25 protein-coding genes are annotated in these 24,148 nt (G+C 70.4%); 5 read left to right on the forward strand and 20 right to left on the reverse strand.

The annotated features are described in order from the left end of the window. Positions 1-70: 70 nt before the first annotated feature. From ACFXJ8_RS32065 to ACFXJ8_RS32075, 3 genes are all read right to left on the reverse strand, one after another. Positions 71-1,669, reverse strand: coding sequence for an ABC-F family ATP-binding cassette domain-containing protein (locus ACFXJ8_RS32065; RefSeq protein WP_379647727.1), 1,599 nt, complete (start codon positions 1,667-1,669; stop codon positions 71-73). A 210-nt stretch (positions 1,670-1,879) separates the two neighbouring features. After that, complete coding sequence (locus tag ACFXJ8_RS32070; RefSeq protein WP_379647728.1) at positions 1,880-3,382, reverse strand: N-acetylmuramoyl-L-alanine amidase; 1,503 nt, start codon at positions 3,380-3,382, stop codon at positions 1,880-1,882. Between the two features lie 174 nt (positions 3,383-3,556). Next, a complete protein-coding gene (locus tag ACFXJ8_RS32075) occupies positions 3,557-4,210 on the reverse strand; it encodes an acVLRF1 family peptidyl-tRNA hydrolase (protein ID WP_379647729.1) in 654 nt (217 codons plus the stop codon). Positions 4,211-4,321: 111 nt separating this feature from the next. On the opposite strand from ACFXJ8_RS32075, the gene ACFXJ8_RS32080 reads away from it, so the two are divergent. Continuing rightward, on the forward strand, positions 4,322-5,071 hold the full coding sequence (locus ACFXJ8_RS32080; protein ID WP_379647730.1) for a CBS domain-containing protein: 750 nt from the start codon (positions 4,322-4,324) through the stop codon (positions 5,069-5,071). On the opposite strand, the gene ACFXJ8_RS32085 is transcribed toward ACFXJ8_RS32080, so the two are convergent. Together ACFXJ8_RS32085 and ACFXJ8_RS32090 are read right to left on the reverse strand one after the other, a co-directional pair. After that, a complete protein-coding gene (locus ACFXJ8_RS32085) occupies positions 5,040-5,423 on the reverse strand; it encodes a nuclear transport factor 2 family protein (protein WP_379647731.1) in 384 nt (127 codons plus the stop codon). The genes ACFXJ8_RS32080 and ACFXJ8_RS32085 overlap by 32 nt on opposite strands. After that, on the reverse strand, positions 5,413-5,994 hold the full coding sequence (locus tag ACFXJ8_RS32090) for a TetR/AcrR family transcriptional regulator (RefSeq protein WP_379647732.1): 582 nt from the start codon (positions 5,992-5,994) through the stop codon (positions 5,413-5,415). The genes ACFXJ8_RS32085 and ACFXJ8_RS32090 overlap by 11 nt, the downstream gene beginning before the upstream one ends. A gap of 31 nt (positions 5,995-6,025) precedes the next feature. Here ACFXJ8_RS32090 and ACFXJ8_RS32095 point away from each other — a divergent pair, with 31 nt between their 5' ends. Beyond that, positions 6,026-7,315, forward strand: a complete 1,290-nt coding sequence (locus ACFXJ8_RS32095) for an aminotransferase class V-fold PLP-dependent enzyme (RefSeq protein WP_379647733.1) — start codon at positions 6,026-6,028, stop codon at positions 7,313-7,315. A 70-nt stretch (positions 7,316-7,385) separates the two neighbouring features. Here the strand turns inward: ACFXJ8_RS32095 and hisG are convergent, their stop codons facing one another. From hisG to ACFXJ8_RS32165, 14 genes are all read right to left on the reverse strand, one after another. Continuing rightward, the gene (gene hisG / locus ACFXJ8_RS32100) at positions 7,386-8,231 is read right to left on the reverse strand and encodes an ATP phosphoribosyltransferase (RefSeq protein ID WP_379647734.1); all 846 of its coding nucleotides are present in this window, start codon (positions 8,229-8,231) and stop codon (positions 7,386-7,388) included. A 14-nt stretch (positions 8,232-8,245) separates the two neighbouring features. Further along, positions 8,246-8,509 (reverse strand): phosphoribosyl-ATP diphosphatase, encoded by a 264-nt coding sequence (locus tag ACFXJ8_RS32105; protein WP_358139153.1) that lies wholly within the window; start codon positions 8,507-8,509, stop codon positions 8,246-8,248. 47 nt (positions 8,510-8,556) lie between these two features. Next, positions 8,557-9,660: a mannose-6-phosphate isomerase, class I gene (gene manA, locus ACFXJ8_RS32110; protein WP_379647735.1), complete on the reverse strand. Its 1,104-nt coding sequence runs from the start codon at positions 9,658-9,660 to the stop codon at positions 8,557-8,559. Positions 9,661-9,837: 177 nt separating this feature from the next. Next, entirely contained in the window at positions 9,838-11,814 is a 1,977-nt protein-coding gene (locus ACFXJ8_RS32115; RefSeq protein WP_379647736.1) for a DEAD/DEAH box helicase, read from the reverse strand. Between the two features lie 310 nt (positions 11,815-12,124). Continuing rightward, the gene (locus ACFXJ8_RS32120; protein ID WP_379647737.1) at positions 12,125-12,487 is read right to left on the reverse strand and encodes a metal-sulfur cluster assembly factor; all 363 of its coding nucleotides are present in this window, start codon (positions 12,485-12,487) and stop codon (positions 12,125-12,127) included. A gap of 2 nt (positions 12,488-12,489) precedes the next feature. Next, the gene (sufU, locus tag ACFXJ8_RS32125) at positions 12,490-12,924 is read right to left on the reverse strand and encodes a Fe-S cluster assembly sulfur transfer protein SufU (protein WP_379647738.1); all 435 of its coding nucleotides are present in this window, start codon (positions 12,922-12,924) and stop codon (positions 12,490-12,492) included. A 1-nt stretch (position 12,925) separates the two neighbouring features. Then, a complete protein-coding gene (locus ACFXJ8_RS32130) occupies positions 12,926-14,179 on the reverse strand; it encodes a cysteine desulfurase (RefSeq protein ID WP_379647739.1) in 1,254 nt (417 codons plus the stop codon). Beyond that, positions 14,179-14,925 (reverse strand): Fe-S cluster assembly ATPase SufC, encoded by a 747-nt coding sequence (gene sufC / locus ACFXJ8_RS32135; RefSeq protein ID WP_379647740.1) that lies wholly within the window; start codon positions 14,923-14,925, stop codon positions 14,179-14,181. Before sufC ends, ACFXJ8_RS32130 begins: the two co-directional genes overlap by 1 nt. Before the next feature lie 2 nt (positions 14,926-14,927). After that, on the reverse strand, positions 14,928-15,245 hold the full coding sequence (locus ACFXJ8_RS32140) for a Rieske (2Fe-2S) protein (protein WP_379647741.1): 318 nt from the start codon (positions 15,243-15,245) through the stop codon (positions 14,928-14,930). Then, on the reverse strand, positions 15,242-16,366 hold the full coding sequence (gene sufD / locus ACFXJ8_RS32145; RefSeq protein ID WP_379647742.1) for a Fe-S cluster assembly protein SufD: 1,125 nt from the start codon (positions 16,364-16,366) through the stop codon (positions 15,242-15,244). The genes ACFXJ8_RS32140 and sufD overlap by 4 nt, the downstream gene beginning before the upstream one ends. Next, entirely contained in the window at positions 16,366-17,778 is a 1,413-nt protein-coding gene (gene sufB / locus ACFXJ8_RS32150) for a Fe-S cluster assembly protein SufB (RefSeq protein ID WP_379647743.1), read from the reverse strand. Before sufB ends, sufD begins: the two co-directional genes overlap by 1 nt. After that, positions 17,775-18,467 (reverse strand): helix-turn-helix transcriptional regulator, encoded by a 693-nt coding sequence (locus tag ACFXJ8_RS32155; protein ID WP_379647744.1) that lies wholly within the window; start codon positions 18,465-18,467, stop codon positions 17,775-17,777. The genes sufB and ACFXJ8_RS32155 overlap by 4 nt, the downstream gene beginning before the upstream one ends. Positions 18,468-18,539: 72 nt before the next feature. Next, entirely contained in the window at positions 18,540-19,766 is a 1,227-nt protein-coding gene (locus ACFXJ8_RS32160; RefSeq protein ID WP_379647745.1) for a multidrug effflux MFS transporter, read from the reverse strand. Positions 19,767-19,861: 95 nt separating this feature from the next. Further along, on the reverse strand, positions 19,862-20,638 hold the full coding sequence (locus tag ACFXJ8_RS32165) for a VOC family protein (RefSeq protein WP_379647746.1): 777 nt from the start codon (positions 20,636-20,638) through the stop codon (positions 19,862-19,864). A 147-nt stretch (positions 20,639-20,785) separates the two neighbouring features. Between ACFXJ8_RS32165 and ACFXJ8_RS32170 the strand changes: the two genes are divergently transcribed. The 3 genes from ACFXJ8_RS32170 to ACFXJ8_RS32180 all read left to right on the forward strand — a co-directional run bounded on the left by ACFXJ8_RS32170 (position 20,786) and on the right by ACFXJ8_RS32180 (position 23,456). After that, complete coding sequence (locus ACFXJ8_RS32170; protein WP_379647747.1) at positions 20,786-21,694, forward strand: ABC transporter ATP-binding protein; 909 nt, start codon at positions 20,786-20,788, stop codon at positions 21,692-21,694. Then, a complete protein-coding gene (locus ACFXJ8_RS32175) occupies positions 21,691-22,458 on the forward strand; it encodes an ABC transporter permease (protein WP_379647748.1) in 768 nt (255 codons plus the stop codon). Before ACFXJ8_RS32170 ends, ACFXJ8_RS32175 begins: the two co-directional genes overlap by 4 nt. A gap of 77 nt (positions 22,459-22,535) precedes the next feature. Beyond that, the gene (locus ACFXJ8_RS32180) at positions 22,536-23,456 is read left to right on the forward strand and encodes a DMT family transporter (RefSeq protein WP_379647749.1); all 921 of its coding nucleotides are present in this window, start codon (positions 22,536-22,538) and stop codon (positions 23,454-23,456) included. A gap of 19 nt (positions 23,457-23,475) precedes the next feature. Here ACFXJ8_RS32180 and ACFXJ8_RS32185 read toward each other — a convergent pair whose 3' ends face one another. Next, on the reverse strand, positions 23,476-24,141 hold the full coding sequence (locus tag ACFXJ8_RS32185) for a GntR family transcriptional regulator (RefSeq protein ID WP_379647750.1): 666 nt from the start codon (positions 24,139-24,141) through the stop codon (positions 23,476-23,478). Between the last annotated feature and the right edge of the window lie 7 nt (positions 24,142-24,148).

Below are 24,148 nucleotides of genomic sequence, written 5' to 3' on the forward strand. Positions count from 1 at the left end.
ATGATCAGTCATTTCAGCGGGATCGGCTACCTACTCCAGGGGAAAAGATCCCTACCCGCTCAAATTAAGATCAGGCAAGTGCCACAAGATCGGAAAATTCAGCGCTCCAAGCGTCTTCAGTTCCGTCAGGTAGCAAGATCACCCTATCGGGTTGCAGAGCCTCAACAGCACCCTCGTCGTGCGTAACCAGCACGATCGCCCCAGAATAGGACCTTAGCGCCGAAAGTACCTGCTCTCTGCTGACGGGATCGAGGTTGTTCGTGGGCTCGTCGAGAAGGAGGACGTTGGCGCTCGACAGCACCAGAATCGCCAGCGCCAGGCGGGTTTTCTCGCCGCCCGACAGCACGCCGGCCGGCTTGTCGACATCGTCGCCGGTGAACAGGAACGAGCCGAGCACCTTGCGCAGCTCGGTGTCGGTGAACGTGCCGCCCGCCGACCGCATGTTCTCCAGCAGCGTGCGCTCGGCGTCGAGGGTCTCGTGTTCCTGGGCGTAGTAGCCCACCTTGAGACCGTGACCCGGCTTGATCTCGCCGGTGTCGGGCGTTTCGACGCCGCCCAGCAGCCGCAGCAGCGTGGTCTTGCCCGCGCCGTTCAGGCCCAGGATGACGACCCTGCTGCCCCTGTCGACGGCCATGCTGACATCGGTGAAGATCTCCAGCGAGCCGTACGACTTGGACAGCTCCTCGGCCACCAGCGGCGTCCTGCCGCACGGCAGCGGGTCGGGAAAGCGCAGCTTGGCGACCTTGTCGCCCTTGCGCACCTCCTCCGTGCCGGACAGCAGCCGGTTGGCGCGGCGCATCATGTCCTGAGCAGCCTTGGCCTTGGTGGCCTTGGCGCGCATCTTGTCGGCCTGCGCCAGCAGGGCTCCGGCCTGCTTCTCGGCGTTGGCGCGCTCGCGCTTGCGGCGCTTCTCGTCGGTCTCGCGCTGGGCGAGATACGCCTTCCAGCCGACGTTGTAGATGTCGATCACGCTGCGGTTGGCGTCGAGGTGGAGGACCTTGTTGACCGTCGCTTCAAGTAGACCAACATCGTGGCTGATGATCACCAAGCCACCTTGATGCGAGCGCAAAAAATCCCGAAGCCACCCAATTGAGTCGGCATCGAGGTGGTTTGTCGGTTCGTCCAGAAGGAGAGTTTCAGCCCCACTGAAGAGAATTCGGGCGAGTTCGACCCTTCTGCGCTGCCCGCCGGACAGCGTTTCCAGGGGCTGCCCGAGCACCCGGTCGGGCAATCCGAGGCTGGAGGCGATGGAGGCCGCCTCGGACTCGGCCGCGTAACCGCCGAGGACGTGCATCTGGTCCTCGAGCTTGCCGTAGCGCCTGACCGCCTTGTCACGCACGCGCGAATCGTCGCTGCTCATGCCGAGTTCGGCCGCGCGCAGCTTGCGCAGCACCTCGTCGAGACCGCGGGCCGACAGGATGCGATCGCGGGCCAGCACCTGCAGGTCGCCCTGGCGGGGGTCCTGCGGCAGGTAACCGACGCTGCCCGCGGCGGTGACCGAGCCCGCGGCGGGGATGCCCTCACCCGCGAGGACCTTGGTCAGGGTGGTCTTGCCCGCGCCGTTGCGGCCGACCAGGCCGATCTTGTCACCGGGGTTGACCCGGAACGACGCGTTCTCGATGAGCAGGCGCGAGCCCGCGCGCAGCTCGATATCACTGGCGATGATCATGGTTAGGAGGACACTCCCGGGATAGGAAAGTCGGTCATGCGGCGTGGGGGCCGGGGTCAATCGGGAGTGTGCACGGGGATCAGTGTACGGGGCAGGGGCACGCCTCCTCCTCTGGTTAACGGACGAGACGGCCCGGGGCTTCCCGCTCTTGCTTCCGAAAACAGCGGTACGGCCCGCGAGGCGCCGCGGGCCGTACCGTGTTCGTTCTGGTCAGAGGCGGGTGATGCGGACGGCGTCGGCGATGACGTAGCCGGTGCCGGTGGTCCAGCGGCTGACGCCCACGACGTCGCGGTCACCGGCGTTGAGCGTGAAGGTGCCGATATTGCGCCAGCCACCGCCGCCCGACCGCTGGTCGACGTACACCGTCTGGTTGCCGCCGGCGGCGGCGACGATGTAGGGGGCCGCGCTGTTGTATCCGGGGTCGGACGGGTACCAGACCTCGACCCGGTAGCTGCCGGTGCTGGGCAGGTTGGCCCGGAACCAGGCGGGATCGCTGGCGGCCACCGGGCCGGCGAAGCGGTAGTCGGCGCCGTGGCGCTGGGCGGAGTAGCTGGAGGTGCCCCAGTTGCCGCTCGCGGTGAACGCGCCGCTGTTGTCGACCGTGGTGGACCACGAGCCGCCGCCACCGCCGGTCACGTACGACATGTAGGTGTTCCAGTTCCAGTGCGGGCCCGGGTCGGTGTGCGTGGCGCCGGGGACCTGGTTGTGGCCGATGATGTGGGCGCGGTCCTTGGGGATGCCGTACCTGTCGCAGATGTTGCGGGTCAGGGCGGCCGAGGCGCGGTACATCGCGTCGGTGAACCACGAGGCGTCGCTGACGAAGCCCTCATGCTCGATGCCGACGGAGCGGGTGTTGTAGCTCCAGTTGCCCGCGTGCCAGGCGACGTCCTTCTCGCGGACCATCTGCGTGATGGCGCCGTCGGAGGAACGGATCACGTAGTGGGCCGAGACCTGAGCGCTCGGGTTCTGGAACCAGGAGATGGATCCGGCGTACGAACCCTGGGTCACGTGGATGACCACCCGGTCGATGGCGTAGCTCGACGGACGGCTCGAGACCGTGTAGTTGCTCGAACTGGCGGGCACCCAGCTCGCACTCGGGTAGTCGGGGGCGGCGGCGATGGCGTTCGGCTCCTTGGCGTTCAGGTCCCTGGCGCCCGCGTACGGTCCCCTCTCGGCGGTGACCTCGCGAGGGGCCACGCGCAGGCCCTTGGCCTTGAACCCGAGGCCGAGCAGCTCGTAGACGGCGTCGGCGTAGAGGCGGGCCAGCTCCGGCGTGGAGGCGTTGCCGTACCTGGCGACGGCCTCGTACCAGCGGCCCTCCTCCTTCCTGGCGGCCTCGTCGAGCCCGAGCTCGTCGGCGATCGAGCGCAGCACGGCGGCGCCGCCGAGGATGTTGGCCTCGGTGTCGGCGCGCAGCTTCTCGACGGGCAGTCCTGTGAGCTCGGCGGCCTTCTCCAGGGTGTGCGTGGTGGGGTTGCTGACCAGGTGCATCACGCCGTAACCGCCGCTGGCGCTCGGCTGTCCGTCGTGCCCGTCGAGGTGGGTCTCGGCGTAGGCGATCGCGGCGAGCAGGTCACGGGGGACGTCGTGAGCGGCGGCGGCCTTGGCGAAGGCGGCGCGCAGCGGGGTCGTGCGGTCGGCGGCGGCGGGCTGGCCGGCCAGGATGAGGAGGGCGGAGAGGGCCGAGGCGACAAGAGCGGCTAATCGTGTCATGAGCGCTCCTCGAACGGGGGGTGTCGGGTGCACACTATGAGGCTTCATGACAGATGTCGATAATTGACATTACCAAGGCTGTGGATGAAAATTTTCGTCCCGCCCCGCTGTACCGCGCGCGTTCCTTTGTGCGCCGCGCGCGCATCGTGGCGGCGGCGGGCGGCGCCCTGATCGTTACTCCGGATCGGTGACGTGGATGCGGACCGCGCGGAAGAGCTGCGGCGTCTCCCGCAGGACGGCCAGCTTGGGGTCGGGCACGGGCAGGAACGGCTCGGCCTCCATCGCGAACAGCGGCGCGAGCCGCCGGTCGGACCGGATCGAGTCGACGGCCTTCCTGTCGCCGCCGAACACCACTGCCGTCATCGCCTCCAGGTGCGGCGACAGCACCCGCAGCGCGGTGTCGGCGGCGGCCTGGTAGGTCTGGTCGGCCTGGTTGCTCCTGCGCCTGGCGAAACGCTGCTGCGACCAGCCGCCCGCGGCGGTGCGGCCCTGGACGTAGCGGGAGTCGACCTTGGAGGCGACCAGCCGTACGCCGTCGAAGACGCCCGCCGCGTAGCCGCCCAGGCGGACCAGCACCACCCCGACCAGGCGGTCGGCGCGGGCGTGCGTCACGAGGCCGGTCACCCTCGGCGAGCCTGACGGCATCGGGGGGAAGGGCGCGTGGCATTCGGCGATCGCCCCGTCGGCGGCGGCCAGCCGTACGACATGGGTGTCGCCGGTCGCCTCGAACGGGCCGTGGCGGTCGGCGAACCCGTCGATCCACCGCTGGAGGCGTTCGGGGGGCACCGACACCCACCGTCCCCCGCCCTTCGCCGGCCGCGCTTTCACCCTGGCAGCGTAGCCGGTGGGCCCCTCTGAGCTGGAACTTGTGGCGAAAAGTCGGTGAATTTCGTTCCTGGAGGCTTCTGGGACTGCTGGGATTCGCTCCACAATTCTGACGTGTCTCCCCAGACTCCCCTGCTTCCCCAGTACGACCAGGAAGCTCCGGCCGCCGTCTCCCCTGTGATCGACCTCGAGACCGGCGGCGTCATCGTGCTGGCCCCCGAGCTGGTCGCGCGCGTCCCCGAGGACCACAGGAGGGCCGCGGCGGGCCAGGCGCTGGCGACGCTGGCACGCGGCATCGGCGCGCACGTGCTGGCTCCCGCCGTCACGACGGGGGCGCAGCTGGCGGCCGTGCGCGACTGGGGGGTACGGCTGGCGGAGGGGCCGCTGCTGCGGCCGGGCCCCGACGGCATGGTGCGGGTGCCGCTGCCGGTGCGCAAGCCGTCCAGGACCGACCTGATGCTCGGCCCGCGCGTGCACGAGCTGCTGCTGCCCGCGGTGTCGCTGCCGGCCGCGGCGACGGCGGAGGAGGTGGTGGAGGCGTTCGGCACCGAACCCTCGATCACCAGCGTGATCCTGGTGGACGAGTACCAGCGCCCCGAGGGCAGCCTGGACCGCAGCAGGTTCCTGCTGTCGATCGCCAGCCGGTACGGCCACGCCCTGCACGGCAAGAAGCCCGCGCTACGGCTGGCCGACCCGCCGAGGACCGTTCCAAGGACCACCCCGGCCATCGCCGCGATGCAGGTCGCGGGGCGGGACAGCGCCCGCGTCTACGACGACCTGGTGGTGACGGACGAGGTGGGCAGATGCATGGGCGTCGTCAGGGTCGGCGACCTCATGCGCGCGGCCACCGGGCCGTATCGGTGACCTGCGTGAACGTGGCGATGAGGCCGTCCTTCAGCCCGAGGTCGTGCGCGAAGGCGGCCTCGAAGGCCTGTCCCGTGGCACGTGCGGCGCCGCGGTAGTGCCCGAAGACGACGACCCTGTCATCGCCCGCCCACACCTGTTCCTCGGGGACGGGACGGGTGTCGTAGGCCCGGAAGATCACAGCCCAGCAGTCGGCGAGGGCGGCCTGCGGCCCGCAGTGCTCGCCGCCGACGTCCAGCGGCATGCCCTCGCTGACCCTCAGGACCAGGTCGGGATGGAGGGTGGCGAGGAGCGCGGCGGGGTCCTCCTGGGCGAAGGCCGCGTACAGGTCGTCCACAGTTTTAGAGGTCACTCTCCAAAACTACCGCCAGAGCGGCCGCCTCCGCCAGCCGTACCGCCCTTTCGGGCACGGCCCGCCCGGCCAGCACATGCCGCCGCACGGCCGCGACGGGCACGTCGACCAGCGCGAACGTGACCCGTTCCAACGCGTCGCCCGGCAGCCGCGCCGCCAGCTCGCGCAGCGCCGCCGCGGCGTCGGTGTTGAGTTTGTCGAGCTCCTCGCCGAGCTCGGCCGGCCACCGTTCGCGCAGTTCGGCCACGTTGTGCGCGAGCAGCAGGCGGGCCTCGTCCGGGTGCTCGGCCGACCATCGGACGACGTGCGCGGCCGACGCCCGCACCGCCTCGGCCGGGTCTGGCGCGCGGGCGGCGAGCAGGAATCCCTCCTGGAAGCGCCTGACGGCCCTGATCCACAGGTGCGCCAGCAGCAGGTCGCGCGAGCCGTACCGGTGATAGATGGATCCGCTGGGCGCGCCCAGGCGCGCCGCGACCGCCGTGACAGTCACGGCCTCGTGGCCGCCCTCCGCGGCCAGCGCCGCGGCGGCGTCAAGGATCTTGTCGGCTCCGAACTTGGCTGGTCGTCCCACATCGGCACGTTAGCGTGCTAGGAAGGAAGTCGTGCTGAACAGGCGGACGTTGCTGCTGGGTGGAGCGAGCGCCACCCTGGCGGGCTGCACGGTGCCCACCGAGGTGCCCACCGAGGACCCCAAGCCCCCGAGGCTCCAGGAGAACGACTGGGCCTCGGTGCGGGCGCAGTTCGCCCTCGACCCGAAGGACGCCAACTTCGCGGCGTTCGTCCTGGCCGCCCATCCCGCTCCCGTGCGGGCGGCGATCCAGCGGCACCGCCAGGGGCTCGACGGCGACACCGCCGGATACCTGGAGCGGGAGGACCGCGACGCCGCCGTCAGAAGGGCCGCCGAGCGGTATCTCGGCGCCAAGGAGGGCGAGGTCGCGCTCGCCGACAGCACGACGATGGGCCTGAGCCTGCTCTACTCGGGCTTGCGCCTGCGGCAGGGCCAGGAGGTGCTCACCACCGAGCACGACTTCTACGCCACCCACGAGAACCTCAGGATGCTCGCCGAGCGCACCGGCGCGCGGGTCACCCGGGTGCGTCTCTACGACGACCCCGCCAAGGCCCGCGCCGAGCAGATCGTCGCCGCGCTCAAGGCCGGGCTCACCCCGCGCACCAGGATCGTCGCCGTCACCTGGGTCCACTCCGGCACCGGGGTCAGGCTGCCGATCCGCGCGATCGCCGACATGCTCGCCGAGGCCAACCGCGGCCGCGACGACAATGACAGGGCGCTGCTGTGCGTCGACGGCGTCCACGGCTTCGGCGCGCTCGCCGACTCCGTGACCGACCTCGGCTGCGACTTCCTGGCCTCCGGTACCCACAAGTGGCTGTTCGGCCCGCGCGGCACCGGCATCGTGTACGGCAGGGCGTGGGAGCACGTCGCCCCCATCATCCCGAGCTTCAGCGACCCCGGGTTCCGGGCCTGGTTCGGCGGCGGCGCGCCCGCGGGCCCCGGCGGCCTCATCAACACCCCGGGCGGCTACAAGGCCTTCGAGCACCGCTGGGCGATGGCCGAGGCGTTCGCCTTCCAGACGGGCATCGGCAAGGACCGCGTGCAGGAACGCACGATCGAGCTGGCCACCCGGCTCAAGCAGGGCCTGGCCGCCAACCCGCGCGTGCGGCTCATCACGCCGATGGATCCCGCGCTGTCGGCGGGGCTGGTGTGCTGCGAGATCGACGGCGTGACGGCCTTCCAGGCGATGGAGCGGCTGCGCGCCCGGCGCATCCTGACCAGCACCACCCCCTACCTGCAGGTCTACCTGCGCTTCGGCACCTCGATCCTGGTCAGCCCCGAACAGGTCGACCAGGCCGTCAAGGCGGTCGCCGCGCTCACCTAGCGACGCGGGCGTCACCGCCGCGCGGGACTGCGGCGCGAGGCCCGCCGTCGCCGCGCTCGCGTGACCCGCGCTAGATCCTGCAGGCGTAGATGTCCGTCACCAGGATGGCGCGCGCGCCGATCTCCCAGAGCTGGTCCATCACCTGCTGGTGGCCCTTGCGGGGCACCATCGTGCGGACGGCGACCCAGCCCTCCCGGTGCAGTGGCGAGATGGTCGGGCCCTCCATGCCCGGCGTGATCGCGCTGGCCTGCTCGATCTGCTCGGCCCGGATGTCGTAGTCCATCATCACGTAGTCGCGGGCGTGGATGACGCCCTGGAGGCGGCGCACGAGCTGGCTCAACCCCTGCGTATCCGCGGAGCCCGCGCGCCTGATCAGCACCGCCTCCGAGCGCATGATCGGCTCGCCGAAGACCTCGAGGCCGACGTTGCGCAGCGTGGTGCCCGTCTCGACCACGTCGGCCACGGCGTCTGCCACGCCCAGGTGGATGGCGGTCTCGACCGCGCCGTCGAGCTTGATGACGCGGGCGTCGACGCCGCTGTCGGACAGGTATTTCTCCAGCAGCCCGGCGTAGGAGGTGGCGATGCGCAGGCCGTCGAGGTCCTGCACGGAGGACATGCTGCCCGACCTGGCGGCCAGGCGGAAGGTGGAGCCGCCGAAGCCGAGCGGCAGCACCTCCTCCACCGGCGCGCCCGAGTCGAACAGCATGTCGCGGCCGGTGATCCCGGCGTCGAGCGTGCCCTCGCCGACGTAGACGGCGATGTCACGCGGACGCAGGAAGAGCAGCTCGCAGGAGTTGTCGGCGTCGACGACGACCAGCTCCTTGCTGTCCTTCCTGGTGCGGTATCCGGCTTCCTTCAGCATGGTGGCGGCGGCCTCGTTGAGGGCGCCCTTGTTGGGTACGGCCAGCCGTAGCATCGTGGACGCTCCTTTCAGAGGTACTTGTAGACCTGGTCAAGCCCGATGCCGCGGGCGATCATGAGGCACTGCACGTGGTAGAGCAGCTGCGAGATCTCCTCGGCGGCACGGTCGTCGGATTCGTGCTCGGCGGCCATCCAGCTCTCGGCTGCCTCCTCGACGACCTTCTTGCCGATGGCATGGACGCCGGCGTCCAGCGCGGCCACGGTGCCCGAGCCCGCGGGCCGGGTGCGCGCCTTCTCGGACAGCTCGGCGAACAGCTCATCGAAGGTCTTCATGATCTCTCTCGGTGCTCGGTTGATGTGCGCTTCCAGAGTATCGGCCCTCAGCGCCCGGAAGCGTGAGCGTCCGCCACCCGAGATGGCTGCGCCCAGAAGACGGTGCCGGGGCCGCTCACCTCGAAGGCGCCCCGCGAGCCCGGCACGAACGCCGACTCCCCCGCCCGCAGCACCTGCCCGTCGACGGACACCTCGCCCTCGACGCAGACGAACACGCGCGGCACGCCGCCCTCCAGCGTGTCGCCGGCGCCCTGGGCGCGGCCGAGCGCGAACTCGGGGACGGGCACCGTGTAGAGCCCGTCCACCGGCTCGACCCGCAGCGGCTGGGAGGCGAAGTCGGTGATCCGCAGCAGCTCGTCCACGTCGACCGGCTTGGGGGTCAGCCCCGCGCGCAGCACGTTGTCGGAACCGCCCATGATCTCCACGCCGAAGCCGCTCAGGTAGCAGTGGAGCACGCCCGCGCCGAGGAACAGCGCCTGTCCTGGCTCCAGGTCGTGCCGGTTCATCAACAGCGGAGCCAGGACCGCGGGGTCGTCGGGGTACTGGTCGGCCAGGCGGAGCACCAGGTCGTGGCCGAGCCGCCCGGCCGCCGCCACGACGGCCTCGACCAGCGCCTTGCGCTCGGGCCACTCCAGCAGCAGCCGCAGCGCGTCCGCCGACCTGCCCGCGTCGAGCAGGTCGACGACCGGGCGCAGCTCCGGCAGTTCAAGCCCCTCCAGCAGCCGCGCCGCCTCGCCCGGCGCGCGGAAGCCCGCCAGGCCGCTGAACGGCGTCAGCGCGCAGACCAGCTCGGGCTTGGGGTAGGCGTCGACGTAGGCGCCGCGCGCGTGACCGGCCTCGGCCTGCTCGGCCGAGGGGTGCACCTGCAGCGACAGCACCCTGTCGACCGCGATCAGCTTCAGCAGGTACGGCAGGCGCGCCCCGAACCTGGCCACCGTCTGGCCGCCCAGCTCGCCCTCGGGGTCGGCGGCGATCGCCTGGTCGAGGGTGACGCCTCGCCCGACGAGCAGGGAGGGGCCCGAAGGGTGGGCGCCGAGCCACATCTCCGCCTCGGGCTGCGGCGAGGGCGAAGGACGCCCCGTCAGGGTGGCGATGGCGGTACGGGAACCCCAGTCGTAGTGCTTGACGGGGTTGGAAAGCAGCTCAGTCACGAGATCTCCGAAATGCGCAAGTGTGCGGCCCCGTCGAGACTATCGCGCCGACGTGAACATGATCCGAACCCCAGGAAACGGCACCTCGGGAAACGGCGCTGCCCGCCGTACCTCGCCGGAAGGCGGGGTAGGGCGGGCAGCGGCGGGATGGATCAGCGGCCGAGGCTGCGGGACGGGTCAGCGGCCGAAGCGACGGCCCGAGTTGCCGCGGTCGGAGCGGTAGCCGCCGTTGCCGCGCTCGTCGGAGCGGAACCCGCCGCGCGGGCCTCGGTCGTCGCGGTTGGCCGAGAACGGACGGCCCCGGTCGCCACCGCGGTCGTCGGCCCGGAAACCGCCGGAGCGGGGGCCCCGGTCGGCGGAGAAGGGACGGCCCCGGTCACCAGCACGGTCGTCGGAACGGTAGCCGCCGCCCTGGCGGGAACCCCGGTCGTCGGAACGGTAGCCGCCGGAGCGGGGCGCGCGGTCGTCGGAGCCGGAACCGGCCGGGTTGTAGCCGCCCGAGCGGAACCCGCCCGAACGCGGACCCCGGTCGTCGGACCTGAACCCACCGCGGTCGTTCGAGCGGTAGCCGCCGCGGTCGTCGGAGCGGAAGCCGCCCTGACGCCTGTCCTCGCCGAACGTGCGCGGCTCGGCCGAGCCACCGTCGTTCTGGCGCGGACGCCGGTCGCCGTCGAAGGAGCGGTGCGGGCGGCGCTCGCCACCGAAGTCGGAACGCGGGCCGCGGTCGCCACCGAAGTCCGACCGCTGGCCACGGTCACCGTCGAAGTCGCGCTGCGGGCGGCGGTCGTCGCCGTCGTGGCGGCGGGGACGGCGGTCCTCGCCGAAACCGTCGGACGAGCGGCGCGGACGCCGGTCGTCGCCGAAGTCGCGGCGGCGGCCACGGCGCTCACCACCGTGCCCGGCGCCCTCACGGCGCGGACGGAGCGGCTTGCGCACGTCGGGCTCCCACACGGGGATGGACTCGCCGCTGGGGGCGCGGGCGCCCGTCACCTCGGCGACGCGGTCGTTGCCCGGCACGGCCTTCAGCCTGAACGGGTGGATGCCGGCGCGGCGGGTCAGCGCGTCGGTGGAGCGGCGCTCGTTCGGCAGGACGAGGGTCACGACGGTGCCCTTCTCCCCCGCGCGCGCCGTACGGCCGCCCCTGTGCAGGTAGCTCTTGTGGTCCTGCGGCGGGTCGACGTGGAGCACCAGGCTGATGCCGTCGACGTGGATGCCGCGGGCCGCGACGTCGGTGCAGACCAGGACGTCGACCTGGCCCTCCTTGAACTCCGCGAGGATGCGGGTGCGCTGGTTCTGGCGCTTGCCGCCGTGCAGACCGCCGGACTTGACGCCGACGCGGGCCAGCTGCTTGCACAGCCGGTCGACGCCGTGCTGGGTGCGGACGAAGATGATCGTACGGCCCTCGCGGTTGGCGATCTCGGCGGTGACGTCGAACTTGTCGTCGCGGGTCACCTGGATCACGTGGTGCTCCATGGTGTCGACCGGCGAGGTCGCGGGCGCGATCGAGTGGGTGATCGGGTCCTTGAGGAAGCGCTGCACCAGCTTGTCGACGTCGCCGTCGAGCGTGGCGGAGAACAGCAGCCGCTGGCCGTCGGCGGGGGTCTGCGCGAGCAGCTCCGACACGACGGGGAAGAAGCCGAGGTCGCACATGTGGTCGGCCTCGTCGAGCACGCTGACCTCGATGGAGTCGAGCGAGCACTCGCCCTGGCGCATCAGGTCGCCCAGCCGGCCGGGGGTGGCGATGATGACGTCGACGCCCCGTCGCAGGGCCTCGACCTGCTTGCCCATGGACATGCCGCCGACGACGACCTTCATCCGCAGGCCGAGGCCGCGGCCGAGGGGCTCGAGGGCGTCGTGCACCTGGAGCGCGAGCTCACGGGTGGGGACGAGGATCATCGCGCGGGGGCGCTTGGGGGTGGGCTTGACGCCCGCGATGCGCGCCATCGTGGGCAGGCCGAAGGCGAGGGTCTTGCCGGAGCCGGTCTGGCCGCGGCCGAGAACGTCGTTGCCGGCCAGCACGTCGGGGATCGTCGCGCTCTGGATGGGGAACGGGCTGTCGATGCCCTGCCGGGACAGGCCGGTGACGAGCGGCTTGGGCAGGCCAAGCAGCTCGAACTCCGGAACACCCTGCTCCTCGACGGAGGTTTCGGGCATGGCAGCGTCGAGCATGGTCACGAAGTCGTGCCTTTCAGTCAGAGTGGGCGCGTCACTTCTGCGAAAGGACGAGCCGAGTACAGGGCGTCTCTTACGCCCTCGGGGTGGGGACTGGGCCACTAGCTTCGGCCCGTCTACGCGCACCCAATGAGCCGGCCGCAGGCGGCGTTCACGCACAATGGTGCGTCAGGTGCACGTGTTGCCAACACGCAGGAGGATGGGGATATTCCCGCGCCGGATCCGGACCTTCCGGAGCCCTGGCATGCTGAAACGGCTGGCGCTGCAAATCGCCAGCCGTACAGCGAAAAGATCAGACGTTGAATCCTAGCATACGCAACTGGTCGCGCCCGTCGTCGGTGATCTTGTCGGGGCCCCACGGCGGCAGCCACACCCAGTTGATCTTCACGTCGGAGACCATGCCCTCGAGGGCCGAGTGGGCCTGGTCCTCGATGACATCGGTCAGCGGGCACGCCGCGCTGGTCAGCGTCATGTCGATGGTGGCCACGGGCTGGCCGCCCTCGACCGGGTCGAGGTTGAGGCCGTAGACCAGGCCCAGGTCGACGACGTTGATCCCGAGCTCGGGGTCGACGACGTCTCTGAGCGCCTCCATGACCTCCTCGACGGTCGCCTCACCGTCGAACGCCGTCGTCGGCGTCTCCACCGGCTTGCTCATTACTATGCGCTCCTCACAACAGCGTCCTTGTAGGCCATCCAGGACAGCAGCGCGCACTTGACGCGGGCGGGGAACTTGGCCACGCCCGCGAAGGCGACCGCGTCACCAAGCACGTCCTCGTCGGCCTCCACCTTGCCCCTGCCCTGCATCAGCCTGGTGAACTCCTCCACCACCGACAGCGACGCCTCGACCGTCGAGCCGGTGGCCAGCTCGTGCAGCACCGAGGCCGCGGCCTGGCTGATGGAGCAGCCCTGCCCGTCGTAGGAGACGTCCTCGATCTTGCCGCCGTCGCCGACCTTGACCCTGAGCGTGATCTCGTCGCCGCACGTCGGGTTCACGTGGTGAACCTCGGCGTCGTACGGCTCACGCAGCCCCCGCCCCTGCGGGTGCTTGTAGTGCTCCAGGATCAGCTCCTGGTACATCGACTCGGCGATCATCTCAGGCGAACACCTTCTGCACGTGGTAGAGACCTCTGACCAGGGCGTCAATCTCGCTCGTGGTGTTGTACAGGTAGAACGACGCCCGCGTGGTCGCGGGTATTCCGAACCTCAGGTGGAGCGGCCGCGCGCAGTGGTGTCCAACCCGTACGGCGACGCCGAACCGGTCATCGAGGATCTGCCCGACATCGTGCGGATGTATGCCCTCCAGCGTGAAGGACACCGTGGCGCCCCTGTCGTCCTTCGAGGCGGGGCCGATGATGCGCAGCGAGGGCACCTCGGTGAGCGCCTGCAGCGCGTAGGCCGTCAGCTCCCGCTCGTGCGCCTCGATGGCCGCCATGCCGACGCCTTCGAGGTAGTCGACCGCCGCGCCGAGCCCGATGGCCTCGACGATCGGCGGCGTGCCCGCCTCGAACTTGTGCGGGATGGGCGCGTAGGTCGAGCGGTCCATCCAGACCGCCTCGATCATCTCGCCTCCGCCGAGGAACGGCGGCATGGCCTCGAGCAGCTCGGCGCGCCCCCACAGCACGCCGATGCCCGAAGGGCCGAGCATCTTGTGCCCGGTGAAGGCCACGAAGTCGACGTCGAGCCCGGCCAGGTCGATCGGGTGGTGCGGCACCGACTGGGAGGCGTCGAGCATCACCAGCGCGCCCACAGCGCGGGCGCGGCGGACGATCTCGGCGACCGGGTTGACGGTGCCGAGCACATTGGACTGGTGGGCGACCGAGACGATCTTCGTGCGCTCGGTGATGACGCCGTCGGCCAGGTCGAGCCTGCCGTCGTCGGTCACGCCGAACCACTTGAGCGTCGCGCCCGTGCGCTGCACCAGCATCTGCCACGGGACGATGTTGGAGTGGTGCTCCATCTCGGAGATGACGATCTCGTCACCGGGGCCGAGAGCGAACCGGGGGTCGGTGTTGGTGCGGTTGCCGAAGGAGTAGGCCACCAGGTTGAGCGCCTCGGAGGCGTTCTTGGTGAACACGATCTCGTCGCGGCTGGGCGCCTTCACGAAGGCGGCGACCTTGTCGCGCGCCGCCTCGAACGCCTCGGTCGACTCGGTGCCGAGCGCGTGGTGGGCCCGCCCCACGTTGCTGTAGTGCATCGCGAAGTGGTCGCGCATGGTCTCGATGACCTGCGCCGGCTTCTGCGAGGAGTTGCCCGAGTCGAGGTAGACGAGCGGGCGCCCGCCGGACAGCTCGCGGGAGAGGACAGGGAAGTCCTTCCTGACCCTCTCCACGTCGAACGCTCCGTTCATTACGCTGACGCCTTCGTGTACTGCTCGTAGCCCTCGGCTTCGAGCTTCTCGGCCAGCTCGGGCCCACCCTCCTCGACGATCTTGCCGGCCGCGAAGACGTGCACGAAGTCAGGCTTCACGTAGCGCAGGATGCGGGTGTAGTGGGTGATCAGCAGCACGCCGGTCTCGCCGTTGGCACGGAAGCGGTTGATGCCCTCGGACACCACGCGCAGCGCGTCGACGTCGAGGCCCGAGTCGGTCTCGTCGAGGACGGCGATCTTCGGCTTGAGCAGCTCGAGCTGGAGGATCTCGTGCCGCTTCTTCTCACCGCCGGAGAAGCCCTCGTTGACGTTGCGGGTGGCGAAGGCCGAGTCGATGGCCAGGGAGTCCATGCCCGACTTCAGGTCCTTGCTGAACTCGCGCAGCTTCGGCGCCTCGCCGCGCACGGCGGTGACGGCCGAGCGCAGGAAGTTGGAGACGCTGACGCCGGGCACCTCGACCGGGTACTGCATGGCGAGGAACAGACCGGCGCGGGCGCGCTCGTCGACCGACAGCTCCAGCAGGTCGACGCCGTCGAGCAGGACCTGGCCGCCGGTGATCGTGTACTTGGGGTGGCCGGCGATCGCGTAGGCGAGCGTCGACTTGCCCGAACCGTTGGGGCCCATGATGGCGTGGGTCTGGCCGGCCTTCACGGTCAGGTTGACGCCCTTCAGGATCTCCTTGTCGGCGACGGAGACCTGCAGGTCACGAATCTCAAGGGTGGACACTGTTATGACTCCTTCGAGAGCGAGACGAGGACGTCGTCGCCGTCGATCTTCACTCGGTAAACGTTCACGGGCTTGGTGGCGGGCGGGCCGGTGGGCTTGCCCGAGCGCACATCGAAGCACGAGCCGTGCAGCCAGCACTCGAGGGTCCCGTCGTAGACCTCGCCCTCGCTCAGCTTCACCTCGGCATGCGAGCAGACGTCGTGCAGGGCGAAGACCTCATCGCCCTTGCGGACCAGCGCCACGGGGGTGTCGTCCACCTCGACGCCGACGACTCCCTCGTCAGGGATGTCGCTGATCCTGCAGACCTTCTGGAATGTCACTTCTCGAGCTCCGCCTCGACCTTGGCCAGCACGCGATCGCGCAGCTCGGGAACGGAGATCTTCTCCACCAGCTGACCGAGGAATCCCCTGATCACCAGGCGGCGGGCCTCGTCGTAGGGGATGCCGCGGGCCTGGAGGTAGAAGATGTGCTCGTCGTCCAGGCGGCCGGAGGCGGAGGCGTGACCCGCGCCGGCGACCTCGCCGGTGAGGATCTCGAGGTTGGGCACCGAGTCGGCGCGGGCGCCGTCGGTGAGGATCAGGTTGCGGTTGAGCTCGTAGGTGTCGGTGCCCTCGGCCTCGACCCTGATGATCACGTCACCGATCCACACGCCGTGCGCGTCCTCGCCCTGCAGCGCGCCGCGGTAGTCGACGTAGCTCTTGCAGTTGGGCTGGGAGTGGTCGACCAGCAGGCGGTGCTCCAGGTGCTGACCGGCGTCGACGAAGTAGACGCCGGACAGGTCGGCGTCGCCGCCGGGGGCGGTGTAGGAGACGCTGGGCGACAGCCGTACGAGGTCGCCGCCCAGGGTGACCGCGAACCCGCGGAAGGTCGCGTCCTTGGCCAGCTGCGCGTGGTGGTGGGAGACGTGGACGGCGTCGTCGGCCCAGTCCTGCAGACTGATGACCTTGAGGCTGGCGCCGTCGCCCACGACGAACTCGACGTTGTCGGCGTAGACGGCACTGCCCTGGTGGTCGAGGACGACGACGGCCTGGGCCATCGGCTCGACCTTGACCACGATGTGGCCGTAGGCCGCGCCCTCGACGCCGCCGCCGCGCACCTCGATCTGGATCGGCTCGTCGACGACGGCCTCCTGCGGCACGGTGACGACCAGCGCCTTCTCGAAGGAGCTGTAGGCCTGCGCGCTGACCCGGTCGACGGGGGCGTAGGCCTTGCCGACCCGCGCGTCGTCGCGGCCGACCCACTCGGCGGTGACGCCGGCGGGGGTCCAGGTCTGCGTGACGACCTGGCCGGTCACCTCGGCGGTGCCGTTGTGCAGGCCCTTCAGGCGCGACAGCGGCGTGAAGCGCCACTGCTCCTCGCGCCCGGTCGGCACCTCGAAGTCGTCCAGGTTGTAGGACGACTTCTCGTGCAGGGTCGACAGGGGCTTCTCGTTCAGGCCCATCAGCCGACGGCTCCTTCCATCTGCAGCTCGATCAGGCGGTTCAGCTCGAGGGCGTACTCCATGGGCAGCTCGCGCGCGATCGGCTCGACGAAGCCGCGCACGATCATGGCCATCGCCTCGTCCTCGTCGAGCCCGCGGCTCATGAGGTAGAACAGCTGGTCCTCGCTGACCTTGGAGACCGTGGCCTCGTGACCCATGGAGACGTCGTCCTCGCGGACGTCGACGTAGGGGTAGGTGTCGGAGCGGCTGATCTGGTCGACGAGCAGCGCGTCGCACTTGACGGTCGAGGCGGAGCCGTGGGCGCCCTCCTCGATCTGGACGAGCCCGCGGTAGGAGGTACGGCCGCCGCCGCGCGCCACCGACTTGGAGATGACGCTGGAGGAGGTGTTGGGCGCCAGGTGCACCATCTTGGAGCCGGCGTCCTGGTGCTGGCCCTCGCCGGCGAAGGCGACGCTCAGCGTCTCGCCCTTGGCGTGCTCGCCCATCAGGTAGACGGCGGGGTACTTCATCGTGACCTTGGAGCCGATGTTGCCGTCGATCCACTCCATGGTCGCGCCCTCGTACGCCACGGCGCGCTTGGTGACCAGGTTGTAGACGTTGTTCGACCAGTTCTGGATGGTCGTGTAACGGCAGCGGGCGTTCTTCTTCACGATGATCTCGACGACCGCGGAGTGCAGCGAGTCGCTGGAGTAGATCGGCGCGGTGCAGCCCTCGACGTAGTGGACGTAGCTGTTCTCGTCCACGATGATCAGGGTCCGCTCGAACTGGCCCATGTTCTCGGTGTTGATCCGGAAGTAGGCCTGCAGCGGGATCTCGACCTCGACGTTCGGCGGCACGTAGATGAACGAGCCACCCGACCACACGGAGGTGTTGAGCGAGGCGAACTTGTTGTCGCCGACGGGGATCACCGAGCCGAAGTACTCCTTGAAGAGCTCCTCGTGCTCCTTCAGGCCCGTGTCGGTGTCGACGAAGATGACGCCCTTCTCCTCGAGGTCCTCACGGATCTTGTGGTAGACGACCTCGGACTCGTACTGGGCGGCGACACCGGCGATGAGGCGCTGCTTCTCCGCCTCGGGGATGCCGAGCTTGTCGTAGGTGTTCTTGATGTCGTCGGGCAGCTCGTCCCAGGAAGCGGCCTGCTTCTCGGTGGAGCGCACGAAGTACTTGATGTTGTCGAAGTCGATGCCGGTCAGGTCCGAGCCCCAGGTGGGGAGCGGCTTCTTGCCGAACAGCCGGAGGCCCTTCAGGCGAAGGTCGAGCATCCACTCCGGCTCGTTCTTGAGCGCGGAGATGTTGCGGACGACCTCCTCGGACAGGCCGCGCTTGGCCGCGGCGCCCGCAGCGTCGGAGTCGGCCCAGCCGAACTTGTAATTCCCGAGGCCTTCCAGCTCCGGGCGGTCGGTGACAGTCACCTTCCGGTCTCCTTGCTCTCTCTTATCCGAACAGGGCTCACATGAGTGGTGCAGACCCCGTCGCCGTGTGCGATGGTGGCCAGGCGTTGCACGGGGGTGCCGAGCAGTCGCGCGAACGCTTCCGTCTCGGCCTCGCACAGCTGCGGGAACTCCGCCGCCGCGTGCGCCACCGGGCAGTGATGCTGGCAGAGCTGGTCGCCGCCCGACTTGGCCTTGGTGGCCGAGGCGGCGTAACCGTCCGCCGACAGCGCCTCGGCCAGCACCTGTACGCGCTGGTCTTCCGGCACTGTCCGCATGACCGGCTCGAGCCGCTGCAGCAGGCCCTGGACCTGCGAGCGGGCGAACTCGGTCACCGCTTCCTCGCCCATGCGCTCGGCAAGGAAACGCAACGCGCTGCCCGCGAGATCGTCATAGGCGTGCTCGAAAGCACTGCGCCCCGCGTCGGTGATGGCGAACAGCTTGGCCGGCCGCCCGCGGCCGCGCTGACCGCGCGGCCGGCTCGTGCGAGGTTCGATCATCCCGTCGGTGAGCAGCGCGTCGAGGTGGCGGCGGACAGCTGCGGGGGTGAGCCCGAGCCGCTCTCCGAGCGCCGCGGCCGCGACGGGACCGTGCTCCAGGATAAGCCTGGCCACACGGGCGCGGGTGCTGCGCTCATGTCCTGGCTCGATCGTAGGGGGCACGTTTTTCACAACATCAGTGTGCCTTAATTCCTTCCCGGTTCTCAAACGAACGGGAAATGCAATTTCTCACGCAGGCAAGCCTTACCTAACTGCGAAAACGCGTCCTCGGCCCAGGATCGCGAAAACCAGGAAGGAGCCGACGATGAGCGCCAGCATGACCACGGCCATCGGCACCGCCGTACCGGATCCGGCCAGGCCCACCAGCGGCGCGGCGATCGCGCCGAACGCGAACTGCATGACGCCGAGCAGCGCGGAGGCGCTGCCCGCCACCTGCTGCGACTGGCCGGCCAGGGCGAGCGCGCCGGTGCCCGGCAGGGTCAGGCCCGAGCCGCACATGATGACGAACAGCGCGGCGACCACGCCGGCCAGGCCGAAGTCCATGACCGTGGCGACGACGAGCAGCACCCCGCCGGCCAGGCTGAGGATCAGGCCGCCCAGCACGAGGCGGGCGGGCGCGACGCGGCCCGAGAGCCTGCCGCCCACCTGGGCCAGGAGCGTCAGGCCGAGGGCGTTGAGCGCGAAGACGAGCGAGAACTGCTGCGGCGAGGCGCCGTAGACCTCCTGGAGCACGAACGGCGAGCCGGAGATGTAGGCGAACATGCCGGCGAAGGCCAGCCCCGCGGCCAGCGAGCAGGCCATGAACGAACGGTCGCCGAGCAGCCGCCCGAAGGTGGCCGCGGTGTTCCTGAGCCCGCCGCCCTCCCTCTTGTCCACCGGCAGCGTCTCCCTGACCCCGGGCAGGACGGCCAGCAGCAGCACCACGCCCGCCAGGCTGAGCGCGACGAAGATGCCGCGCCAGGAGGTGAAGGACAGCAACTGGGCGCCCGCGATCGGCGCGAGGATCGGCGCGAGGCCGCTGACCAGCATGAGGGTGGCGAAGATGCGGGCGATGGCGGCGCCTTCGTACAGGTCACGGACCACCGCGCGGACGATCACCAGGACGGCGCCGCCCAGGATGCCCTGCGCCAGGCGCAGCACGACGAGCGCGGCCACCGACGGCGCGAAGGCGCACAGCAGCGAGGCCAGCGTGTAGCCGGCGACGCCGACGACGAGTGGCATCCTGCGACCTCTGACGTCGCTCAGCGGCCCGGCGAGGACCTGGCCCAGGCTGACGCCGATGAGACAGGCGGTCAGGGTGAGCTGCACCTGCGCGGGGGTCGAGGCCATCTCGGAGGTGATGGCGGGCAGCGCGGGCAGGTACATGTCGATGGACAGCGGGCCGATAGCCGACAGCGCGCCCAGGATCAGCAGCAGCAGTCCGCGGCGGTCCCCCCTGGTGACAACGGGTGTGGCTGCTGCCACGGACATGCGTGAACCCCTCTCCCTCGTAGGCCGTGGCCCACGAGGGCCGAGGGGTCAAACCAGCATCCGGTCCGCGGAATTCCCAGATTTTTGCTGAATTTTCACGCAGTTTCGTTCAGCTGAATCAGGGAGAGCGCGGCGCCCTGCGGATCCATGATCATCCCGAACCTGCCGGGAGGGGAGTCCATCGAGTCGATGAGCACCGTGGCGCCCAGCGACCTGGCCTTGGCGATGGTGGCGTCGAGGTCGGCGACGGCGAAGTAGGTCGCCCAGTGCGAGGGGGTGCCCTCCGGGTAGTTGGGCGACATCTCCATCATGCCCGCGATGCTCTGGTCGCCGACCAGCCACTCGGTGTAGGTCAGGCCGTCCATCCGCTGCGGCCTGGCGGTCCAGTCGAAGACGGTGGTGTAGAACGCCGTGGCCGCCTGCGGGTCTCTGGTGACCAGCTCGTTCCAGCAGAAGGCGCCGGGCTCGTTGACCAGTTCGGCGCCCTTGTGGTTACGGGCCTGCCAGACGGAGAAGTAGGAGCCGTCGGTGGCCTGGAAGACGGCCATCGAGCCCTCTTCGAAAATCTGCATCGGCTCGACGACGACGGTGCCACCCGCGTTCTTGACGCGGTCGGCCACGACGGCGGCGTCGTCGGTGGCGACGTAGACGTTCCAGACGGGGGGCATCCCCTCCCCCATGATCGGGCCGACGCCCGCGACCTTCTTGCCGTTGTGGACGAACTGCCCGTAACCGCCCGCGGCCGGGTCGGCGACCATCTCGGCCGTCCAGCCGAAGATGTCGCCGTAGAAGCGGACCGCCGCCTGGACGTCGGACGTCGACAGGTCGACCCAGCACGGGATGCCCGCCTCGTAAGCACTGCGCACCGACATTTGCACTACCTCCTTTCCCGTCACCCAATCACGTGTCCAAGGTCACATCCCTTCAGTTGGCTGGCTTTTTAGATATTTGTCGTCTGTGAGTGTCGCGGGCGCCGCCTGACGAGCTGACCGCCCGCAGGGGTCCCTACACTCGTGGCCATGAGCTCCCCTGCCGTCGAGGTCATCGATCTGGTCAAACGTTACGGCGGCACCACCGCCGTCGACGGGCTGACCCTTGCCGCCCAGCGCGGCGCGGTCACCGCGATCCTCGGCCCCAACGGCGCGGGCAAGACCTCCACCATCGAGATCTGCGAAGGTTTCCGCGCGGCCGACGGCGGCACCGTGCGCGTGCTCGACCGCGCGCCCTCCGACCCGACGCTCCGGGCCAGGGTGGGCGTGATGCCGCAGGCGGGGGGCGTGCCGCCGGCGATGCGGTGCGGTGAGTGGCTGCGGCTGATGTCCCGCTTCCACGCCTCTCCCCTCGACCCCCAGACCCTTCTGGTACGGCTGGGCCTGGCCGAGCACGCGCGCACGCCGTACCGGAGGATGTCGGGCGGCCAGCAGCAGCGGCTCTCGCTGGCGGGGGCCGTGATCGGCCGGCCCGAGCTGGTCTTTCTCGACGAGCCGACCGCGGGCCTCGACCCGCAGGCCAGGCGGGCCTGCTGGGAGCTGGTCGCCGACCTGCGCGCGGCGGGCGTGGCGGTCGTGCTGACCACCCACTACATGGACGAGGCCGAACGGCTGGCCGACCACGTGGTGATCATCGACAGGGGCAGGGTCGTGGCCGAGGGGACGCCCGCCTCGCTCACCGGCGCCGAACGGCAGCTGCGCTTCCGCGCCAGGCCGGGGCTCACCCTGGAGGAGCTGCTGAGCGCGCTGCCGGCGGGTTCGGCGGCCAAGGAGTCGCCGTCGGGCCACTACATCATCGAGGGGCACGTCGGGCCCGAGCTGCTGGCCACGGTGACGGCGTGGTGCGCCGCCGAGGGTGTCACGGCCGACGACCTGTCCATCGAGCGCAGGACGCTCGAGGACGTCTTCCTCGAGCTGACAGGCAGGGAGCTGCGATGACCGCCCTCGACTTCACCCCCGCCCCGGGGGCGGCCGCCTTCCACCGGATGGTGCTGGCGCAGGCGGGAGCCGAGGCCAGGGCGATCCTGCGCAACGGCGAGCAGCTGCTGCTGACGCTGATCATCCCGGTGCTGCTGCTGGTCGGTTTCTCGCTGGCGCCGCTGGTCGACGTCGGCGGGGGCTCGCGCGTGGGCTTCCTGGCGCCGGGCGTGCTCGCGCTCGCGGTCATGTCGACGGCCTTCACCGGCCAGGCGATCGCGACGGGCTTCGAGCGCCGCTACGGCGTGCTCAAGCGGCTCGGCGCGACCCCGCTGTCGAGGCCGGGGCTGCTGCTGGCCAAGACGGCGGCCGTCGTCGCGGTGGAGCTGCTGCAGGCCGTGGTCATCGTGGTGGTGGCGCTCATGATCGGCTGGCGGCCGCAGGGCTCGCCGCTGGCCGCCGTGCTGCTGGTGCTGCTCGGCACGGCCGCCTTCAGCGGGCTCGGGCTGCTGATGGCCGGCGTGCTTCGGGCCGAGGCGACGCTGGCCGGGGCCAACCTGGTCTACCTGGTGCTGCTGGGCTGCGGCGGCGTGGTGTTCCCGCTGAGCGCCTTCCCCGACGCGGTGGAGCCCGTGCTCGGGCTGCTGCCGATCTCGGCGCTGACCGGCGGCCTGCGCTCGGTCCTGACCGACGGCGCGGCGCTGCCGCTCGGCGCGGTGGCGGTGCTGGCGGTGTGGGCCGCGTTGACCCTGGGCCTGGCGTCAAGGACGTTCCGCTGGGAGTAGGCCTCCCGCCTCCAGGTCTTGTCGGACCCGCCGGGTAGGCTCGTGCCCTGCTGTTCGTCTTCTCCCCGGGGAGTCCTGTGACCGCCTTCGCCCTCGACGGGCCAGCCGACCGCCTCAAGTCAGCCCTGCCCCGCTCGGGCAGCCTGCTGCGCACGGCAGCCGACTCGATCCCACCCTCGGGGTTGGTCATGCTGGCGATCGTCTCGGTGCAGCTGGGCGCGGGCTTCGCCAAGGAGTTGTTCGCGGTGCTGCCGCCGTCGGCGGTGGTGTTCATCCGCATCGTGACGGGCGCGCTGATCCTGGGCGCGGTCGCGCGGCCCAGGCTCAGGGGGCTGGCCTGGCGCGACTGGGCGGTGGGCATCGGCTTCGGCGTGACGCTCGCGGTGATGAACCTGTCGTTCTACGAGGCGCTGGCCAGGCTGCCGATCGGCATCGCGGTCGCGATCGAGTTCCTCGGGCCGCTCGGCGTGGCGATCGCGGCCTCGCGCCGCCGCCTCGACCTGCTGTGGGCGGTCCTGGCGGCGGCGGGCATCGCGCTCATCGCGCCGTGGGGCGAGTCGGCCTCGGTCAGCTGGCTCGGCATCGGCTTCGCGCTGGTGGCGGGGGCCTGCTGGGCGGCCTACATCCTGCTGTCGGCCGCCGCGGGCAGCCGCTTCCCCGGCACCACCGGGCTGTCGTTCGCGATGATCGTCTCGGCCGTGGTCATCGCGCCCGTGGGCGCGACGACGGGCGGGGCCGACCTCCTGCAGCCCTCGGTGATCCTCATCGGGCTCGGAGTGGGCCTGCTGTCGTCAGTGATTCCCTACTCGCTGGAGTTGCAGGCGCTGCGGCGGATGCCCAAGCACGTCTTCGGCATCCTGATGAGCCTGGAGCCAGCGGTGGCGGCGATGATCGGCCTGGTGCTGCTGGGCGAGATCCTGCACGTGCAGCAGTGGGCGGCCATCATCTGCATCGTCGCCGCCAGCCTGGGCGCCACCCGGGCGGGCGGCAAGGCCTGAGCCTGCCCCTGCCGCGCCGTCAGTCCGCCCAGATGTCGCGGACGTGGTGGATGTGCTCGCCCATGATGCGCTCGGCGGCCTCCCTGTCGCCCGCCTTGAGCGCGTCGAGCAGCAGCAGGTGCTCGCGCGCCGAGTCGGGCAGCGTGCCGCGCGCCGACAACTGCGACAGACCGTAGAGCCTGGCCCTGTTGCGCAGGTCGCGCACCACCTCGACCAGGTGGGCGTTGCCCGACAGCGACAGCAGCTCGACGTGGAAGCGCAGGTCGGCGTCGATGTAGGCGAGCAGGTCGGCGCGCTCGGCGGCGTCGACGATCCGCTGCGCGACGGGCCTGAGCCGCTCGAACTCCTCGGCCCTGGACGCGTCGGCCAGCCGGGCGATCGTCGGCACCTCGATGAGCTGGCGGATCTCGGTCAGCTCGTCGAGGTCGCGGTCGGACAGCTCGGTGACCCTGAAGCCCTTGTTGCGCACCGCCTCGACCAGGCCCTCCTTGGCCAGGTCGAGCATGGCCTCGCGGACCGGCGTGGCCGAGACCCCGAACTGGGCGGCGAGCACGGGCGCGGAGTAGACCACGCCGGGCCGCATCTCGCCCGTGACAAGCGCGGCGCGCAGCGCGTGCGCGACCTGCTCGCGCAGGCTCTGCCGCTCGCCCACCACCGGAAGGTCGAGCCTCTCCTCCGCAGCCATCCCGGTT

The sequence above is a fragment of the Nonomuraea sp. NPDC059194 genome, from assembly GCF_042754765.1.
In the GTDB taxonomy this organism is placed as follows: domain Bacteria; phylum Actinomycetota; class Actinomycetes; order Streptosporangiales; family Streptosporangiaceae; genus Nonomuraea.